The 17522-nt window shown below is 63.4% G+C and carries 18 protein-coding genes; 11 read left to right on the top strand and 7 right to left on the bottom strand.

Going from position 1 to position 17522, the window contains the following annotated elements; genetic code table 11:
* Genes D6201_RS08440 through gyrB form a run of 3 tightly spaced genes read right to left on the bottom strand, consistent with a single transcriptional unit; the run spans window position 1 to window position 4355 of the window.
* Complete coding sequence (locus tag D6201_RS08440) at window positions 1-717, bottom strand: M50 family metallopeptidase (protein ID WP_120048386.1); 717 nt, start codon at window positions 715-717, stop codon at window positions 1-3.
* Window positions 717-1796: an AI-2E family transporter gene (locus D6201_RS08435; RefSeq protein ID WP_120048385.1), complete on the bottom strand. Its 1080-nt coding sequence runs from the start codon at window positions 1794-1796 to the stop codon at window positions 717-719. Before D6201_RS08435 ends, D6201_RS08440 begins: the two co-directional genes overlap by 1 nt.
* Before the next feature lie 12 nt (window positions 1797-1808).
* Window positions 1809-4355, bottom strand: a complete 2547-nt coding sequence (gyrB, locus tag D6201_RS08430; protein ID WP_193725694.1) for a DNA topoisomerase (ATP-hydrolyzing) subunit B — start codon at window positions 4353-4355, stop codon at window positions 1809-1811.
* Between the two features lie 295 nt (window positions 4356-4650).
* Between gyrB and D6201_RS08425 the strand changes: the two genes are divergently transcribed.
* The 8 genes from D6201_RS08425 (at window position 4651) to D6201_RS08390 (ending at window position 13000) form a co-directional block, all read left to right on the top strand.
* On the top strand, window positions 4651-5457 hold the full coding sequence (locus tag D6201_RS08425; protein WP_120048384.1) for a bacteriorhodopsin-like: 807 nt from the start codon (window positions 4651-4653) through the stop codon (window positions 5455-5457).
* 221 nt (window positions 5458-5678) lie between these two features.
* Window positions 5679-6344, top strand: coding sequence for a PEP-CTERM sorting domain-containing protein (locus D6201_RS08420; RefSeq protein ID WP_165853524.1), 666 nt, complete (start codon window positions 5679-5681; stop codon window positions 6342-6344).
* Window positions 6345-6420: 76 nt separating this feature from the next.
* The gene (locus tag D6201_RS08415; protein ID WP_120048382.1) at window positions 6421-8037 is read left to right on the top strand and encodes a tetratricopeptide repeat protein; all 1617 of its coding nucleotides are present in this window, start codon (window positions 6421-6423) and stop codon (window positions 8035-8037) included.
* 570 nt (window positions 8038-8607) lie between these two features.
* Complete coding sequence (gene guaA, locus D6201_RS08410) at window positions 8608-10170, top strand: glutamine-hydrolyzing GMP synthase (protein ID WP_120049304.1); 1563 nt, start codon at window positions 8608-8610, stop codon at window positions 10168-10170.
* A gap of 14 nt (window positions 10171-10184) precedes the next feature.
* Window positions 10185-10409 (top strand): hypothetical protein, encoded by a 225-nt coding sequence (locus D6201_RS08405; protein ID WP_199798183.1) that lies wholly within the window; start codon window positions 10185-10187, stop codon window positions 10407-10409.
* Window positions 10410-10525: 116 nt separating this feature from the next.
* On the top strand, window positions 10526-11125 hold the full coding sequence (locus tag D6201_RS08400) for an endonuclease III domain-containing protein (RefSeq protein WP_242447487.1): 600 nt from the start codon (window positions 10526-10528) through the stop codon (window positions 11123-11125).
* A gap of 64 nt (window positions 11126-11189) precedes the next feature.
* Complete coding sequence (locus D6201_RS08395; protein ID WP_242447486.1) at window positions 11190-12347, top strand: alkene reductase; 1158 nt, start codon at window positions 11190-11192, stop codon at window positions 12345-12347.
* A 119-nt stretch (window positions 12348-12466) separates the two neighbouring features.
* Window positions 12467-13000, top strand: coding sequence for an endonuclease III domain-containing protein (locus D6201_RS08390; RefSeq protein ID WP_242447485.1), 534 nt, complete (start codon window positions 12467-12469; stop codon window positions 12998-13000).
* On the opposite strand, the gene D6201_RS08385 is transcribed toward D6201_RS08390, so the two are convergent.
* The 3 genes from D6201_RS08385 to D6201_RS08375 are packed head-to-tail and all read right to left on the bottom strand — an operon-like array spanning window position 12990 to window position 14297.
* Window positions 12990-13544 carry a DUF924 family protein gene (locus D6201_RS08385; RefSeq protein WP_120048379.1) on the bottom strand — a complete coding sequence of 185 codons (555 nt, stop codon included), beginning with the start codon at window positions 13542-13544 and terminating at the stop codon, window positions 12990-12992. The two genes, D6201_RS08390 and D6201_RS08385, sit on opposite strands and share 11 nt — an antisense overlap.
* Window positions 13545-13550: 6 nt before the next feature.
* Complete coding sequence (locus D6201_RS08380; protein WP_120048378.1) at window positions 13551-13952, bottom strand: hypothetical protein; 402 nt, start codon at window positions 13950-13952, stop codon at window positions 13551-13553.
* Between the two features lie 57 nt (window positions 13953-14009).
* Entirely contained in the window at window positions 14010-14297 is a 288-nt protein-coding gene (locus tag D6201_RS08375; RefSeq protein ID WP_120048377.1) for a zinc-finger domain-containing protein, read from the bottom strand.
* 56 nt (window positions 14298-14353) lie between these two features.
* Between D6201_RS08375 and D6201_RS08370 the strand changes: the two genes are divergently transcribed.
* The 3 genes from D6201_RS08370 to D6201_RS08360 are packed head-to-tail and all read left to right on the top strand — an operon-like array spanning window position 14354 to window position 17214.
* Window positions 14354-15286 (top strand): ABC transporter ATP-binding protein, encoded by a 933-nt coding sequence (locus D6201_RS08370; RefSeq protein WP_120048376.1) that lies wholly within the window; start codon window positions 14354-14356, stop codon window positions 15284-15286.
* A gap of 2 nt (window positions 15287-15288) precedes the next feature.
* Window positions 15289-16875: an L-aspartate oxidase gene (nadB, locus tag D6201_RS08365; RefSeq protein ID WP_120048375.1), complete on the top strand. Its 1587-nt coding sequence runs from the start codon at window positions 15289-15291 to the stop codon at window positions 16873-16875.
* Between the two features lie 33 nt (window positions 16876-16908).
* Complete coding sequence (locus D6201_RS08360; protein WP_120048374.1) at window positions 16909-17214, top strand: hypothetical protein; 306 nt, start codon at window positions 16909-16911, stop codon at window positions 17212-17214.
* Here D6201_RS08360 and D6201_RS08355 read toward each other — a convergent pair.
* Window positions 17211-17432: a hypothetical protein gene (locus D6201_RS08355; RefSeq protein ID WP_120048373.1), complete on the bottom strand. Its 222-nt coding sequence runs from the start codon at window positions 17430-17432 to the stop codon at window positions 17211-17213. The genes D6201_RS08360 and D6201_RS08355 overlap by 4 nt on opposite strands.
* Window positions 17433-17522: the final 90 nt, after the last annotated feature.

Genomic DNA, 17522 nt, shown 5'->3' with positions numbered 1-17522 from the left:
TCAGCCGTCGCGATTGAGGGCGTATTTCAGGCTCGCCCCGATCATCCCGCCCGACACGACGATTATGAGAATGGCCCACAGCCAGTAGGGAAAGGCCAGCGCCTGCTCCATCGCGCCGGTGTCCGAGAGCATCGGCTGCCCGCCTATCACCGCGCTTTCCGAGAACAGGTAGTCGAAATCGCGAAACATGCTGAGTGCGGCGAGCACGCCGACGAATTGCAGGGCGAAGAGGCGCAGCCAGTCCTGCCCGCGCCATGCAACCCACGCGAAAGCGGCGGCCAGTGCCGGAAGGACGATCCAGCCCACGGTGCTGCGCACCCAGATCACGGTTGAAATCGCCAGTGCGCCTGCCAAGCCGTAAAGCGCGGGTCGCCAATATTTGCGCACCGCGCTCGCCAGAATCAGGACCGATCCGACGACACTCGGACCCAATGGGCCTCCCGCAGCGATCAGCGCCATCGACAGGCCCGAGGCTTCCATATCGGCGCGCGACTGGGCGTAGCCGGATCCGTCGGAATTGATGACCAGCAGTTCGAAGTCTTGTCCCAATACCAGCGCGGTAAGGCCGTGTCCCATCTCGTGGAACCAGGTCGACAGGATGACGAAGGGATAGATCAGGTAATTGCCGAGCGGAATCGTCGGCAGGAACATCACGAGCACGGCGGCGAGAATCAGCCGTCCGACCTTTTCTTCCTGGCTTCCGGGCTGAACGCGCATCAGGCGGCGGGCGCTTCGATACGGGTGTCGCGCGTTTCGTTGAGGATGGACCATCCGGCAAGGAACAGCCCCGCCAGCATCGGGCCGATCACGATCCCGGCCAGCCCCAGCGCGGCGATGCCGCCAAGCGTGGAGATCAGGATCATCCAGTCGGGAATGCCGGTGTCCCGGCCCACCAATATCGGGCGAAGGACATTATCGACCATCCCGATGATCGCGACGCCGGAGAAGAGGACCAGCACCCCTTGCCAGATATCGCCCGTCGCCAGCAGATAGATGGCGATGGGCAGCCAGACGATGGCCGGCCCGATGGCGGGGAGCAGGGAGAAGAGCGCGGTCAGCAGGCCGAGCAGCACGACCGAGGGCACGCCCGCGATCCAGTAGGTCGCCGCGCCCAGCGCACCCTGCACCAGTCCGACGACGATGGAGCCCTTGATGGTCGCGCGGGTGATGGCAAGGAACCGTTCCGCCAGTCGCTCGGCAATTCCGCCCGCGACGGGCAAGTGCGCTTTCACCCGTTCGCCGATCTCGTGCCCGTCGCGAAGCAGGAAATAGGCGACGTAAAGGCCGACGCCGAAGGCCAGCAGGAAGCCCAGCGCGCTTTCGGTGATGGCCAGTGCCTCGCGCGCGATCAGGCCGGAGCTTTCCAACGCCAGTTCGCGCGCGCGCTCCTGCACTAGCTCCGCCGTGCCGAAGCCCTGCAGGTCGAGATTGGCCTGCACGGCCGCAGGCAAGGCATCGTGCACGGCATCGAACCATCCGGCGAGATCGATCCGCCCTTCGCGAAAGGCGACGATCAGCGAAGTCGCCTGCTCTACCACTACGCCGCCGATCAGCAGCGCCGGGATGATGATCGCGACAGTGATCACCAGCAGCGTCATAATGGCCGCACGGTTTTCGCCGCCCATGCGGCGGTGAAACCACTGGTAGAGCGGCTGGAACATGATCGCCGCGAGTGTCGCCCACAGTATCGGCATGACGAAGGGCCAGATGATCGCGATGAAGGCGATCGTCACCAGCGCGAGGAAAACGAGATACCCTCCGCTTTCGAGCTGCGCGCGGCCCTCCTTCGTGCTCATCAGGTGCGTGCCTCAGACGTCCAGATTCGCGACATTGAGGGCATTGTCCTGAATGAATTCGCGGCGCGGTTCGACGATATCGCCCATCAGGCGGGTGAAGATCTCGTCGGTCACATCGGCATCTTCGACCTTCACCTGCAGCAGCTCCCGGTTTTCGGGATCGAGCGTGGTCTCCCACAGCTGCTCGGCATTCATTTCACCAAGGCCCTTATAGCGGCTGACCGAGAGCCCCTTGCGGCCCGCCGTCAGCACGGCATCGAGCAGCTGCGTGGGGCGCAGGATCGCGGTCTGCGGATCGAAAGCGGGCGCATCGGCATCGGTTTCGTCGGGATTGTCCTCCACCGGCTGGGCATCGCCGCTGCCAGACTTCACCAGCCTTGCCGGCGCAGAATAGGTTTCAGCCTGCGCGACACCGCGGGTGTGCAGCTTGCGCGATTCAGCGCTATCGAGGAATTTGGCCTCGATCAGATGGACATCGGTAACGCCGCGCCAGACGCGATCGAAGCGGACATCGCCCGCTTCGGTCACTCGCGCGGACCATTCGGCTTCGCTATCGCTCAATTGCATCTGATGGGCGGCATGAGCGAGGCGCTCGTTGCGCGCATCCGTCGCCAGACCCGGCTCCAGCGCGCCTGCCATTGCCATCGCTTCGATCACGGCGGGATCGTATTTGCGCGGCGCGAAGGCGAGTGTGTTCTTCAGCAGCAGCGCCTGCTCGACAAGATCGGCAAGGTCCGCGCCCGAACGCGCGCCGCCCGCCGTTTCCAGCACCCGATCCTGCAAGCCGTTCTGGACAAGATAGCGATCGAGCGCGCCCTGGTCCTTCAGGTAGACCTCGCTCTTGCCCTTGGCGACCTTGAACAGCGGCGGCTGGGCGATGAACAGATGCCCGGCCTTGATGATCTCGGGCATCTGGCGATGGAAGAACGTCAGCAGCAGCGTGCGGATATGCGCGCCGTCGACGTCGGCGTCCGTCATGATGACGATCTTGTGATAGCGCAGCTTTTCCAGGTTGAACTCGTCGCGCAGGCCCGTGCCCATCGCCTGGATCAGCGTTCCGACTTCCTTCGAGCTGATGATCCGGTCGAACCGGGCGCGCTCCACATTCAGGATCTTGCCCTTCAGCGGGAGGATCGCCTGATACTTGCTGTCGCGCCCGCTCTTGGCCGAGCCGCCGGCGGAATCACCCTCGACCAGGAAGATTTCGCTCTTGGCCGGATCGCGTTCGCGGCAGTCGGAAAGCTTGCCCGGCAGCGATGCGACGCTCATCGCGCCCTTGCGGCTCATCTCGCGCGCCTTGCGGGCCGCTTCGCGGGCGGCGGCGGCGTCGATGATCTTCTGGACGATCGCCTTGGCGTCGTTCGGATTTTCCTCGAGCCACTCCGTCATCTTCTCGCCCATCAGGCTTTCGAGCGGCTGGCGTACTTCGGAACTGACCAGCTTGTCCTTCGTCTGCGAGCCAAACTTGGGATCGGGCAGTTTCACGGAGACGATCGCGGTCAGGCCTTCGCGCATGTCTTCGCCCGATAGCGAGACCTTGGCATTCTTCATCAGCCCCGAATTCTGGGCGTAATTGTTGAGCGTTCGGGTCAGCGCCGCCCGAAAGGCGGCCAGGTGCGTGCCGCCATCGCGCTGCGGAATGTTGTTCGTGAAGCAAAGCACGTTTTCGTAATAGGAATCGTTCCACTCAAGCGCGACGTCGATGCCGATGCCGTCCTTTTCCGCGCTGACGGAAATCGGCTCCGGCACGAGCGGCTGCTTGTTGCGGTCGAGCCATTTGACGAAAGCCGCGATGCCGCCTTCGTAGAACAGATCGTGCTCCACCGGCTCTTCATGCCGGACATCGCGCAGCAGGATGCGCACGCCGGAATTGAGGAAAGCGAGCTCGCGGTAGCGGTGCTCCAGCTTCTCGAAATCGAATTCGGTCACGTTCTTGAATGTGTCGTGGGACGGCATGAATGTGACCCGCGTGCCCTTTTTCAGGCCATCATCGTCGCCATTGGAGCCAACCGGTGGCGCATCGTCGATAACGCGCAGGCTTTCCACCGCATCGCCATGCTCGAAGCGCATCCAGTGCTCCTTGCCATTGCGCCAGACTCGCAGTTCGAGCCACTCGCTGAGCGCATTGACCACCGAGACACCCACACCGTGGAGGCCGCCCGAGACCTTGTAGGCGTTGTCGTCACTGGTGTTTTCGAACTTACCGCCCGCGTGCAGCTGGGTCATGATGACTTCGGCGGCGGACACGCCTTCTTCCTTGTGGATGTCCACCGGAATGCCGCGGCCATTGTCCTCCACCGAGACGCTGCCATCGGCGTTCAATTCGATCAGTACCAGGTCGCAATGGCCCGCCAGCGCCTCGTCGATGGCGTTGTCGCTGACTTCGAACACCATGTGGTGCAGGCCGGAACCGTCATCGGTGTCGCCGATATACATGCCGGGCCGCTTGCGTACGGCATCGAGGCCCTTGAGCACCTTGATACTGTCGGAACTGTATTCGCCCATCCGCTTGCCATTGTCGGGGGCGGTCTCGCCATTCGTTTCGGGGGTATCGTCCATGCCGCAATATATAGGGTTTGCGCGCCCAAAGCCCAAGCGGAGCGCGCAATATCCGGGCCTGTTATCCACGTGCGTGCGTATCGGATGGGCCAAGTCTCGAAAGCGCGGCCGCAAACCTGGAAACCGCGCTCGCTCCGAAGGCCAAGCCGAAAACAAAACAGCGGCGCTCGTCTCGCACGTGCAGCACATTGCTGCGGTAGCGAATAATGCAGCACTATGTCTGTTTTGACGAACGCCAAATAAAAGCGCAGCACACCCACTCCACCTTCTAAGAAGTGGAAGAGGAGAAGCTAAAATGGCCCCAGCAGCCCCGGAGCAAAATGTCGATCTTTTATCGGCATCCCAATATTTCTTTGTTTACAATGCGTTTTCATTCACGCTTGCGTGTATGGCAGCCACGACATTGTTTTTGTGGTTTGCGCGATCGCAGGTCGCACCTGCATATCGAACGGCACTGACGATATCGGGACTTGTCACGGCGATTGCTGCATATCACTATTGGCGCATTTTCGAGAGTTGGGACTCCGCTTACGATGTCATCGACGGAACGGTGACGGTAACCGGCCTCGCCTTCAACGATGCGTATCGTTATGTCGATTGGCTCTTGACCGTTCCGCTTCTGCTGATCGAGCTTGTCCTCGTCATGAAGCTGAGCCGCAGCGAAACCGTTTCCAAGAGCTGGAAGCTTGGCATCGCCGCTGCCCTCATGATCATCCTGGGATATCCCGGAGAGATTTCCGACACCATTCAGGAGCGCGCGATCTGGGGCGCCTTGTCGACCATTCCGTTCCTCTACATCGTGTGGGAGCTGTTCAAGGGCCTGGGTGAAAGTATCGAGCGCCAGCCCGTCGAAGTGCGCAAGCTGATCAAGGACGCGCGCCTCGTGACATTCGCATCATGGGGCTTCTACCCGATCGTTTACATGGCGCCGTTCGTCGGTGCCGGTGGAGGCAGCGTGGAGACGGCTTTGCAGGTCGGTTATACGATCGCCGATATTATCGCCAAATGCGGCGTCGGCATTCTGATCTATGTGATCGCTGCCCGGAAGTCGGAATTCGAACCCGGCTGGGGCGCGAAAGCAGGGACTGCGCCAGCGACCTAACCTCTGCCAATCCGCCAACGCATCGATGGCCAGAAACGTCGCCGATCCTTCCACCGAGGGGTCGGCGGCTTTCGTTGTGCCGGTCGATTTCAATGAATAAGCGAACCTCCCCTTCTGCCCCAAATTGAAACGGCGGCATTTGCGCCATCGCTTCGCGCGGCGCTTTGTCCCACCCCGATGCTGACGACACACCCAGATTCGAACTCAGCGGGGGAATGACGATGAAGACCAGACTTGCATTGATGGGGGCCGGCTTCGCGCTCGCATTTGCCACGCCGGCGCAGGCCGACGTTCTAGAATACGACGTGTCCGACGCCTGGTATTCCGGCGGTTGTTCGCACGGGCTCTGGACCAACACGCTCGGCAGCGGCTGCAAGCGTCGCTATTCCTTTCAGGATGGTACGACCTTCTCGGTCGACACCGATGCGGGTACCGGCACCTTTACAGGGACGGCGATCAACAGCCTCGGCAAGGTCGCCACGCTCGATCTTTCGCTTTCGGGATTGCTCGATTCGCTCGATGGCACCGGCTTCGATTACAAGGGGAATGGCGGCCCGTACGATCCGAGCGTGCAGGACTATTTCACGAATGCCAGCGGCACGATCACAATCGGCAGCAAGACATACACGCTGAATGCGCATGATCCATTTGCGGGCGATACGGTGTTTCAGTTCGGCATCGGCGCGAACGACAAGACAGGCGATTTCGGCGGTTCGAGCTGGCTGAATTTCCTCGATCCGCATCTCAATGCACTCAAGCACTGGGACATCAACTTCATCCTGACCGAACGTCCGGGAACGCCGGTGCCGGCACCTGCGGGCCTGCTGTTGTTCGGCCTGGGCCTCGCCGGTGCGTACTCGCTGCGCCGTCGCAAGACTGCGGCCTAACAGGGGGAAGCGGCGGCGCACAGTCCTGCGTCGCCGCTTAGCCGCCTTTTAACACCGCGCCTCTACAGGTCCGGTCATGATCATTCGCAATTCGATTCTGGCAGCCGCGCTCGCGATTTCCCTTGCGGGGTGCGGCATTTCCGCTGGCGATCCGCTGGCGACAGGCGAAGCGGCCTTTGCGGAGCGCGATTACCACGCAGCACGTGTGGCGCTGGCGAATGCCACGAATTCCGAAAATCCCGATCCGCGTGCGGCTGAGCTGTATGCGCGCACCCTGCTCGCGCTTGGCGATGGCGAGAGTGCGCAGCGCGTTATCGACCAGCTGCAAGCCCGTGCACAGCCCCCTGCCGACATAGCCGCGATGAGCGCGCACGCAGCATTGCTGCGCGGCGATTTCGCGCTTGCGCTGGAGCGCGCCGACGCATCCCCTTCCGATCCCTTGGCCGAATGGGTCGCCATCCGCGCCCTTGGCGAACTCGAACGGCTCGCCGAAGCTCTAAAACGCGCCGATGTTGCGGTCGAAACACATGCCACGGATGCTCGCCTGCTCGCTTTGCGCGGCGCGATCGCCCTGTCACGGCGAGCGCTTGGCGATGCGAAAATCCTGTCCGAGCGCGCGCTTGCCGCTGATGACGAGAATATCGATGCGCTGATGCTGGCAGGCCAGTTGCGTGCAATGCGTGGCGACCATGAGGGCGCGCGCGAAATCTATGCCTCCGCAAGGCAGCACAACCCGGCCGATCTGGGCGCGCTTTTCGCGCTGGCAGCGGTCGAGGGCGATCTTGGAAATGCGGCGGCGGCGCGTGAGCATCTCGCCGAGATCGAGGCACGCGCTCCGGGCCATCCGATGGCGCTGCTGCTCGGTGCCCGTCTCGCTTTTCTCGAAGGCGATCTCGACGAGGCCAACGCGCTGATCCAGCGCGCCGAAGGCGATATCGGCAAGATACCGCAAGGCCGTCTGCTGATGGGTGAGATCGCCTATCTGCGGGGCTTCCCGGCACAGGCGCGCGCCCATCTGGAACGCTTCCTGGCGCAGCAGCCGGGACATATGCACGCGAGCACCGTGCTGGCGCGCGCTCTGGCAGAGGAAGGCGAGCCGCGCGCTGCGTGGGACATCGCCGCTCCGCTGGCGGACAGTGCGACGGCGACGCCGCAAATTCTCGCACTGGCATCCAGCCTTGCGGCACGGCTGGACGAGGAAGATCGCTTCTCGGCCCGGCTCAATCGCCAGCGACCCGAAGGGTTTGCGCAAGCCGTGCGCGATGCACAGCGCGCCTTTGCGGATGGCGATGCCGAACTTGCCGAACGGCGTTACGCAGCGCTTGTCGACGCGGGCGGAGGCAGCGATGCCGTCATCCTTAACAACGCCGCCCATGCCGCCTTGGGCGCAGGGGACAAGAGCGAGGCGCTGCGCCGCGCGCGCCTGGCGCACGAGCTGGCGCCACGCGATCCGCGGGTGCGCGATACGCTCGGCTGGATCCTGCTGGAGAACGGCCAGCGTGAAGCGGCCCTGCGCCATCTATCCGCGGCGATCGACGGGCAGCCCGGCAATCTCCAGATCCGCTGGCATTATGCCAATGCGCTGGTCGCCAACGGTCGCAATGGCGAGGCGCGGCGGATCGTTGCGGAACTGCGCGATTTCGCCGGCCCGGAACAGCGCGAAGCGATGGACCGGCTGCTCGCCCGAATCTGAAAAGGCTGCAGATGCAAGAATGGCCGCCAGCGATCCGGGGACAGGTGGATCGGTGACGGCCATTGTCGCATGGCCGGCAGCGGGAAGGGGAGGGGAGCTGCGGGCCGCGGGGTTTGGGACAGACGCATCGCTTACCTCGATGCGCCGTTGGGAGCGCAGATAATCCCGCTAATTTAATTGCGCAAATGCGAAATAAGCGACATATGTTGCACACAATGCAACACTCCTGGCGGACACGAAAAAGGCCGCCCCATTGCTGGAGCGGCCGTCTTTTTGTCGAGTGCCTCGAGCGCTCAGATCACGCCGAAGAACAGCGTGGAGCTGATGGTGACGGCGGCGAGCGAGGCGAACAGATGCATGGCAGCATTGCGCATGATGAGAATCCTTTTTGATGTCGAAGATGGCGTGGCCGGAAGACTTCCGACCGCTGTGATCGCCCATGTGTGGGACAGAGGTATATTTCACAAGTGTGAAATAATCGACAAGTGTTGCGCGCTTTGCAACATGGCCTCGGGAACCGTTTCGCGGCCCATGCTGGACAGCCCCGTGCCCATTCGGCAGAGCGCGTTCATGCAGCCAGACCACCTTCCCGATTCCATCCTGATCGTCGATTTCGGCAGCCAGGTCACCCAGCTTATCGCCCGCCGCGTTCGTGAGGCCGGCGTCTATTCGGAGATCGCGCCGTTCAGCCAGGCGGCAGAGGTGTTCGAGCGCATGAGTCCCAGGGGCATCATCTTGTCCGGCGGCCCGGCCAGCGTGAATGACGAGGATCCGCCGCTCGCGCCCGAAAGCTTTTACGACGCGGGCGTCCCGATCCTCGGCATCTGTTACGGCCAGCAGGTGATGACCAAGCAGCTCGGCGGCAATGTGCTGAGCCACGATATGGGCGAATTTGGCCGCGCCTTCGTCGATATCGAAAGCGACTGCACGCTGTTCGACGGCATGTGGAAGGTCGGCGAGCGGCACCAGGTCTGGATGAGTCATGGCGACAAGGTGACCGAGCTTGCCGACGGCTTCACCCCCGTCGCCACCAGCGAGGGCGCGCCCTTTGCCGTCACCTGCAACGAGGACAGGCGCTTCTACGGTATCCAGTTCCACCCCGAAGTCGTCCACACGCCCGACGGCGCGCGGCTGATCGCCAATTTCGTGCGCCACGTCTGCGGGCTTGCAGGCGACTGGACGATGGCCGAATTCCGCAAGACCAAGATCGCCGAAATCCGCGAACAGGTGGGCGATGGCAAAGTAATCTGCGGGCTTTCGGGCGGGGTCGACAGCGCGGTTGCCGCCGTTCTGATCCACGAAGCGATCGGCGAGCAGCTGACCTGCGTGTTCGTCGATCACGGACTGATGCGGATGGGCGAAGCAGAGCAGGTCGTTTCGCTCTTCAAAGAGCATTACAACATCCCGCTCGTCCATGTGGACGCCGAAGAGATGTTCATGTCCGGCCTGGCGGGCGAGACCGACCCCGAGAAGAAGCGCAAATTCATCGGCAAGACCTTCATCGATGTCTTCGAGGACGAGGCAGGGGAGATCGGCGGTGCGGATTTCCTGGCGCAAGGCACGCTCTATCCCGACGTTATCGAAAGCGTCAGTTTCACCGGCGGGCCGAGCGTCACGATCAAGAGCCACCACAATGTCGGCGGCCTGCCCGAACGCATGAACATGCAGCTGGTCGAGCCCTTGCGCGAACTGTTCAAGGACGAGGTGCGCGAATTGGGCCGCGAGCTCGGCCTGCCCGAAGTGTTCGTCGGTCGTCACCCGTTCCCCGGCCCGGGCCTTGCCATCCGCATCCCCGGCGAAGTCACCAAGGAACGCTGCGACATCCTGCGCAAGGCCGACGCGATCTATCTGGAGGAAATCCGCAATGCGGGCCTCTACGATGCGATCTGGCAGGCCTTCGCCGTGCTGTTGCCGGTCAAGACCGTCGGCGTGATGGGCGATGGGCGCACGTACGACAGCGTGTGCGGCCTGCGCGCCGTGACCAGCACCGATGGCATGACCGCCGATGTCTATCCCTTCGACGCCAGTTTCCTGAGCCGCGTCGCCACTCGCATCATCAACGAGGTGAAGGGCATCAATCGCGTGGTCTACGACTACACCAGCAAGCCGCCCGGCACGATCGAGTGGGAATAGGCGGAGGGGTGGACATGATCGGTCCATCTCCCTTCGCCGTCTGCGTGCCCGTCACCATGCCGGACGAACTCACCACGATCGACGACGAGCTGAAGGCGATTTACCATGGGACCGACAGCGTGTGCGTGTGGGTGTTCGCCACGCGCGAGGACCGCGATCGGTTCGTGGAGGAGAGCGCAGGGATGAAGAAGGCGGAGCGGGAAGCGTTGTTCGAACGGCATTATCGGACGAAAAGCTGACGGGCCAGCTTCCCCTCGGTCCCGATCCGCGCACGGAAATCCTGTCGCATATTCACGCGGCGCTGATCCGGGCTTTCGGACGGATAGAGCGGCCCGACGACAAGCGCCGCGATCCGGTGTGGACGCTGGTGCAGGGCGTGATCGGGGCGCAGACCAGAACGGCGATCTCCAACGCATCGACCGATGCTCTGAAAGCGCGCTACGGGTCTTGGGAAAGCGTGGCGCAGGCGGAGCTTTCCGAACTCGAAGAACTGCTGCGCACGCAAACCTTTCCTTCCGTCGCCGCCGAGCGATTGAAGGCGTGTCTGCAAGCCATAATCGACGCTCGCGGCGGCGTGGATCTGCGGCACCTTTCCAACGTGCCCGACGACGACGCAATGGCCTGGCTCGAGGATCTTCCGGGCGTGGGTCGCAAGATTGCGGCCGGGGTGATGAATACCAGCGTCTTCCAGCGCCGCGCCCTGGTGATCGACGGGCATCATCGCCGCGTGGTGCAGCGCATCGGTCTCGTCCCGCCCAAGGCGGATACGCAGCGCGCGTACGATGCGCTCATGCCGCTTCTGCCGCCGGAATGGTCAGCCGCCGATATCGACGAGCATCACCTGCTGGTAAAGCGACTTGGCCAGGTGCATTGCCGCCCGGCCAAGCCGCATTGCGAGGCCTGCCCGATCCTTGAATGGTGCGACACCGGGACTGCGTTGATCCCTTCGATCTGAGCGCCGGAACCGGCGCGTGTGGCGGGCCGTTCGACCGGAAACCCCTTATCGGAGACATTCCCGAATGACATCGCCCATAATGCCCGCCGACCGTTCGCTCGCCCCGCTGTTCAAGCCCGCCGAGATCGGTGCATTTACCGCGCCCAACCGCATTTTCATGGCGCCGCTCACGCGCAGCCGCTCCGAAGCGAAAAGCGCGACGCAGACAGGACTTCATGCGCTGTATTACAGCCAGCGCGCGGGCGGCGGACTGATCGTGAGCGAGGCGACGCAGATCAGCCAGCAGGGGCAGGGCTATACCTGGACGCCGGGAATTTTTACCGACGCGCAGGTCGAAAGCTGGAAGCCGGTCACCGATGCGGTGCATAATGCCGGCGGACGGATTTTCTGCCAGCTCTGGCATGTCGGCGCGATTTCGCATCCGGTATTCCAGCCGGATGGCGGCCAGCCCGTTTCCGCCAGCGCGTGGACCCCGGACGGCGAGGCTTTCGTGGGGGACCGGCACGAGGATGGCCCGAAGGTTCCGTTTCAGCAGGCCCGCGCCCTGCGCACCGAGGAAATCCCCGGCCTGATCGAGGATTACCGCCACGCCGCCCGCTGCGCCGCCCAGGCCGGTTTCGATGGCGTGGAGGTGCATTGCGCGAACAATTACCTGATCGACCAGTTCATCCGGTCCGGAACGAACGATCGTGACGATCAATATGGCGGCAGCGTCGAAAACCGCTTGCGGCTTATGGACGAGGTGGTCGCCGCGGTCTGCGAGGAATTGCCCGCGGATCGAGTCGGCGTGCGCCTGTCGCCGCAGGGCGGCCCCGGCGGCACGAGCGACGCACATCCTGGCGAAACCTATCCCGCGGCCGCGCGCAAGCTCGCGGGTCGCGGTCTTGCCTATCTCCACGTGATCAGGCCCAATTCGCACACCGGTGGCGGCGACCGGGAAGAAGGCGAGAAGATCGTGCGCGATATGCGCGAAGCGTTCGACGGCCCCTTCATCGCCAATGGCAATTTCGATCCGGCGGAGGCCGCCCGATGGATCGAGCGCGGCGATGCGGATGCCGTCACTTTCGGCCGCCTGTTCCTCGCCAATCCCGACCTGCCCGAGCGGATCGCGGCGGATGGCCCGTATAACGAGCCGGACGAGGACACATTCTATGGTGGCGGCGCGGAAGGTTACACCGACTATCCGACGCTGGAAAAGGTCGAGGACAAGCTGCCGGCGTGATCTCGGACGCTGCAGTCGAGGAGGTCTATCGTCGCCTCGCCGAGGCGATGCCCGGAAGAACACGCGGGGCGAAAGGGCCGAAAGGGCAGCCCAGCGCTTTCCGCTCCTGCATTTCCTGCATGCTTTCTGCCCAATCGCTCGATCGCAACACGGCAAAGGCGAGCAAGGCACTGTTCGCGCTTGCCAGGACGCCTGAGGCGATGCTCGAGCTGAGCGACGAGGCGATCGCGGGGGCGATAAAGCCTTGCGGGCTCTACAACATGAAGACGCGCAATATCCGCCGCTTTTGCGAGACTTTACTGGCGGAACATGGCGGCGTGGTGCCGGACACTCGCGAGGGCCTGCTGAGCCTGCCCGGCATCGGTCGCAAATGCGCCGACATCGTGATGAGCTTCACCTTCGGCAAAGACGTGATCGCGGTCGACACACATGTCCATCGCGTGTGCAATCGTATTGGCCTGACCGAGGCGAAAACGGCGGACAAGACGGCGCAGCAGCTGGAGGACCGCTCCCCCGAGTGGGCCATGCGCGACGGGCACTTCTGGCTCATCCAGTTCGGCAAGCGCGTCTGCCGATCCCGCGCGCCCAAATGCGATGCGTGTCCGGTCAGCGATCTGTGCGAATTCTACGCCGCCACGCGGGCTACCAGCTGAAGCCCGCCGCGACGGCGCGCTCTTCGGCGGGCGTGCTTTTGCGACCGAGCATCGCGTTGCGATGCGGGAAGCGGCCGAAGCGGGCGATCATGCGGTGATGGCTGCGCGCGAAAGCGAAACTCGCCCCGCCGTCCAGCTGGCGAAACATGTGGAGCGCGCGCTGCTGGTCGGCAATATGCTCGCTATGCATCAGCGGCATGGCGAGAAAGGGCGCTTCACGCCGCGGTAGGGCCTCTGCAAAACCACGATCGAGCGCCATGTTGGCGATGTCCTGCGCCAGCGGATCGAAGGCAAAGGCGCGTGGGCTGCCACGGAAGATATTGCGCGGCACCTGATCGAACAGCAGCACGGCGGCGAGCGCGCCACGCGGGCGGTCGCAGAAGTCTTCCGCCCGCATATCCGAAAGCGCCTCCAGCTCTCGCCGAAAGCGCTTTTCAAGTTCGCGGTCGACCATGTCGCAGCCGCCCCACCAATCGTGCGGGGTCAGGCGGTGAAACCAGAAATGCAGCAGTTCGGCGGCCCAGCGCCTTGGCGCCAGGGCCATGCCGGATCAGCCTTCCTCGGTTTCGGTCCAGGGAACGAAATCTTCGAGGAACAGCACGCCGGAGAAGAAGCCGGAACTGCGATCGATCGTGGTGCGCACATCGTGGCGGCAGAGGCGCGAGCCGTAGCGTTCGATCACCGGGATGTCCCAGACGTCGAGCCGTTCGGGATCGCGGGCGCGGGCCACCCAGAGCGTGTTGCCACGGCGATAGGTGATGCCGACATTCTCGACCACGTTGAGGCGGTTCGAATTGAAGGTGCTGATGCAGCTTTGCGGTTCGCCTGCGGTGCGCCCTTCGACGAGTTCGGCAAAGGCTTCTTCAGCCTCGTCCGAATAGTCCTGCGCGGCTGCGGGAAGCGCGAGCGCGATGGCGCAGGCGGCTGTGGCGGTTGCGATGAGTGTCTTCATGGCGTCTCTCCAATTCCTGCAGGATGGCACACACCCCATGAACGATGGCTTACGCATTCAGGTTCCGGCGACGTCCGCCTCCTCAGGGCCATGCCCATGCGGCAGCGGCTTCGCGCCTGGATCGCGGGCATCGGGGACATTGCCGTCATCGGCCGGGCCGCCTTCGAGAATGAAGCGCCTGTCGCAATAGCCGCAATCGACATAGCCCTTCTCGTCGATCTGCATCCACACGCGCGGATGGCCGAGGCTGGCGGGCTTGTAATTCTCGCCGCCGCGAATGTCTCCGGCGCCGTCGCACCAGACGCGAGGGGTGTCGACGATTGTGGTTTCGGGTACGTGATCCATATGCGGTGCCCTATCGCTTTACGCGCGGGCGGAAAAGACCCTAAGGCGACCTCGCAATGGCCGACACCGCAATCGAGATCCGCGATCTTCGCAAGGAATATGCAGGCGCGGGCGATGCGCCGCCGAAACTGGCGCTGAAAGGCGTGAGTTTCGACGTGCCGCAGGGGCAGGTCTTCGGCCTGCTCGGCCCCAATGGCGCAGGCAAGTCCACGCTGATCAACATCATGGCGGGGCTGGTCAACAAAAGCGGCGGCACGGTGAAAATCTGGGGTCACGATATCGACACCGATCATCGCAATGCGAAGCTCAATATCGGCATCGTCCCGCAGGAAATCGTCTTCGATCCGTTCTTCACCCCGTTCGAAGTGCTGGAAAACCAGGGCGGCATGTATGGCGTCGCCAAGGCGCTGCGCCGGTCCGAGGAATTGCTGCGCGCCGTGCGGCTGGAGGACAAGCGCAACGCCTATGCCCGCACACTTTCGGGCGGGATGAAGCGTCGGCTGCTGATCGCCAAGGCGATGGTCCATTCACCGCCGATCCTCGTGCTGGACGAGCCGACGGCGGGCGTCGATGTCGAACTGCGTCGCCAGCTGTGGGAATTGGTCGGCGAGCTCAATGCGCAGGGCGTGACCGTGGTCCTCACCACCCATTATCTCGAAGAAGCCGAGGAACTGTGCGAGCGCATCGCGATCATCAATCACGGCGAACTGATTGCCAACAAGACAACGCGCGAACTGGTCGACATGGCGCGCGAGAAGATCGTGCGCGTCAGCGTCGACAAGGATCTGGGCGGGCCGGTGATGGAAGCCAATTTCATAAAAGCCGAGGTGCTGGATGAGCGCACGCTCGAAATCACCTACAACCGCGACAGGACCTCCGCCGGAGATGTGCTCGGCATAGTGCAGAGCCACGGCTATGGCATAGAAGACGTAACCACGCGCGAAGCCGATCTGGAGGATGTTTTCGTGCAGCTGACGGGGGCAGGTTAGGCATGGCGCAGCACGAACACGACGTTCTCATCATCGGCTCGGGCGCGGCGGGGCTGACTGCGGCGCTTACGCTGGCCGAAACGTGCAAAGTGCTCGTCCTCGCCAAAGGTACGCTGCGCAGCGGATCCACGGCTTGGGCGCAGGGCGGGATCGCCGCCGTGCTCGATGCGGGCGACACGTTCGAGGATCATGTGCGTGACACGATGGTGGCGGGCGCGGGGCTGAACGACCGCGAGACGGTGGAATTCGTGATCGAACGCGCTCCGCAGGCGATCGACCGGCTGTGCGAGCTCGGCGTGCCCTTCAACCGGGAAAGCGGCGACCTTCACCTCACCCGCGAGGGCGGGCATTCGCATCGGCGCATCGTCCATGTCGACGATGCGACCGGCTGGGCAGTGCAGGCCGCGCTGCTGAAAGCGGCGGAGGAAAATCCGAACATCACCCTACTGCCCGATCGCACCTGCGTCGATCTCATCACCGGGCGGCACGAGCGCAAATATTCGGGCAGTGGCCGCGTGTGGGGCGCCTATGCGCTCGATGTCGCGACCGGCAAGGTCGAAGCCTATACCGCCAAGGCGACGATCATGGCGGCGGGCGGCGCGGGGCGCGTCTACCAGTTCAGCACCGCGCCGCGGGGCGCAACGGGCGATGGCATTGCGATGGCGTGGCGTGCGGGCGCGCGCGTCTCCAACATGGAGATGATGCAGTTCCACCCGACCTGCCTCTACAATCTGGAGGTCAAGAATTTCCTCATCACAGAGGCGGTGCGCGGCGAGGGTGGCAGGCTTCTCCACCCTGAAACGGGTCACCGCTTCATGGCGGATTACGATGCCGAGCGGATGGAGCTCGCCCCGCGAGATGTGGTCGCGAGAGCCATCGACGACCAGATCAAGCGCTACGGCTTGGATTACGTGCATCTCGATATCAGCCACCAACTGCCCGAATTCGTGCGTGAGCATTTCCCGACCATTCACGAAAAGCTGCTCGGCCTCGGCATCGACATGACGACGGGGCCGATCCCGGTCGTGCCCGCGCAGCATTACACATGCGGCGGCGTGGTGATCGATCTCGACGGGCGCACCGACCTGCCCGGCCTCTATGCCGCGGGCGAATGCACGGAAAGCGGGCTGCACGGCGCGAACCGCCTCGCCTCCAACTCACTGCTCGAATGCTTCGTTTTCGGGGAAGCGGCGGCGCAGGATATCCTTGCCCATTGGGACGGGTTCGATGCCCCGCCCGCCATCCGCGAATGGGACGAAAGCCGAGTGACCGATTCCGACGAGGAAGTCGTCATCAAGCAGAACTGGACCGAGATCCGGCGGATGATGTGGAATTATGTCGGCATCGTGCGGACCACGAAGCGGCTGCAGCGGGCCGGCAACCGGATCGACCTGCTGGCGAGCGAGATCGCCGATTATTATGGCAATTTCCGTGTCACCACGGACCTCATTGAGCTGCGCAATCTGCACCAGTGCGCCGAGCTGATCGTGACCAGCGCCCTGCGCCGCCACGAAAGCCGGGGGCTGCACTACACGCTCGACTATCCCGAGACGGATGACGAAGTGCGTGACACGGTGCTGGTGCCTTAGGAAGGCGCTGCCGACATATCGGTAGCTGGCGGGATGATCGCGATCACTCAGTCGCCGGAGCGGGCCTATGCGCTGCCCGTACCGGGAGCGGCGCCTAGCGGGCAGGCCTCGCTGTACGCGCCGTCGCAGCGCGTGTCCGACGCGCAGCGTAAGAGCATGCTTCCCACGCGAGATATTTGGAAGGAGCGCGCGGTCGATTGGGGCAGCTGCGAATTCGCGCGCATCGGCTATCCGATCGGCGTCGGCATCTCGGCCTTCCAGCCGATCCGTATGACCTGCGGCGACGAGGACGGGCTTGCCCCCGCCTCGCTCATCGGCATTGCGCGGCGCGCCGATTAATCCCCCATCATGATGATGAAGATGAAGGCGAGGAACGTCCCGCCCAGGAACAGCACCCAGCTCCAGTAGAAGCGGAAGTCGAGCCCGAAATCGGGCTGGTACACATCGACCGGGAAGATGTTCAGCATGCCGCCCGTCGCGCCGCCCGATCCCATGAACAGCGCCACCAGCACGGTCAGGAAAACGCCGAACGGTATGGCCTTGAAGAATGCGATCATGTCTCCACCCCCGACTTTGGTCTGCCCTTTCCAGCTTTAGCTCAGCGCCTTTGCTGGGCCAAGCCGGACTTGCCCCGACATGCAAATACG

Origin of the sequence: Aurantiacibacter aquimixticola, from assembly GCF_003605475.1 — a bacterium.
Taxonomy (GTDB): domain Bacteria; phylum Pseudomonadota; class Alphaproteobacteria; order Sphingomonadales; family Sphingomonadaceae; genus Alteraurantiacibacter; species Alteraurantiacibacter aquimixticola_B.
This window is presented reverse-complemented; position numbering and strand designations above follow the sequence as displayed.

Coding starts and splice junctions, on each gene's coding strand:
- D6201_RS08415 (WP_120048382.1), top strand. CDS start 6,421: ATGATCATTCGCAATTCGATTCTGGCAGCCGCGCTCGCGATTTCCCTT.
- nadB (WP_120048375.1), top strand. CDS start 15,289: ATGGCGCAGCACGAACACGACGTTCTCATCATCGGCTCGGGCGCGGCG.
- guaA (WP_120049304.1), top strand. CDS start 8,608: ATGCAGCCAGACCACCTTCCCGATTCCATCCTGATCGTCGATTTCGGC.
- D6201_RS08420 (WP_165853524.1), top strand. CDS start 5,679: ATGAAGACCAGACTTGCATTGATGGGGGCCGGCTTCGCGCTCGCATTT.
- D6201_RS08405 (WP_199798183.1), top strand. CDS start 10,185: ATGATCGGTCCATCTCCCTTCGCCGTCTGCGTGCCCGTCACCATGCCG.
- D6201_RS08425 (WP_120048384.1), top strand. CDS start 4,651: ATGGCCCCAGCAGCCCCGGAGCAAAATGTCGATCTTTTATCGGCATCC.
- D6201_RS08380 (WP_120048378.1), bottom strand. CDS start 13,952: ATGAAGACACTCATCGCAACCGCCACAGCCGCCTGCGCCATCGCGCTC.
- D6201_RS08440 (WP_120048386.1), bottom strand. CDS start 717: ATGCGCGTTCAGCCCGGAAGCCAGGAAGAAAAGGTCGGACGGCTGATT.
- D6201_RS08375 (WP_120048377.1), bottom strand. CDS start 14,297: ATGGATCACGTACCCGAAACCACAATCGTCGACACCCCTCGCGTCTGG.
- D6201_RS08390 (WP_242447485.1), top strand. CDS start 12,467: ATGCTTTCTGCCCAATCGCTCGATCGCAACACGGCAAAGGCGAGCAAG.
- D6201_RS08435 (WP_120048385.1), bottom strand. CDS start 1,796: ATGAGCACGAAGGAGGGCCGCGCGCAGCTCGAAAGCGGAGGGTATCTC.
- gyrB (WP_193725694.1), bottom strand. CDS start 4,355: ATGGACGATACCCCCGAAACGAATGGCGAGACCGCCCCCGACAATGGC.
- D6201_RS08395 (WP_242447486.1), top strand. CDS start 11,190: ATGACATCGCCCATAATGCCCGCCGACCGTTCGCTCGCCCCGCTGTTC.
- D6201_RS08385 (WP_120048379.1), bottom strand. CDS start 13,544: ATGGCCCTGGCGCCAAGGCGCTGGGCCGCCGAACTGCTGCATTTCTGG.
- D6201_RS08360 (WP_120048374.1), top strand. CDS start 16,909: ATGATCGCGATCACTCAGTCGCCGGAGCGGGCCTATGCGCTGCCCGTA.
- D6201_RS08370 (WP_120048376.1), top strand. CDS start 14,354: ATGGCCGACACCGCAATCGAGATCCGCGATCTTCGCAAGGAATATGCA.
- D6201_RS08355 (WP_120048373.1), bottom strand. CDS start 17,432: ATGATCGCATTCTTCAAGGCCATACCGTTCGGCGTTTTCCTGACCGTG.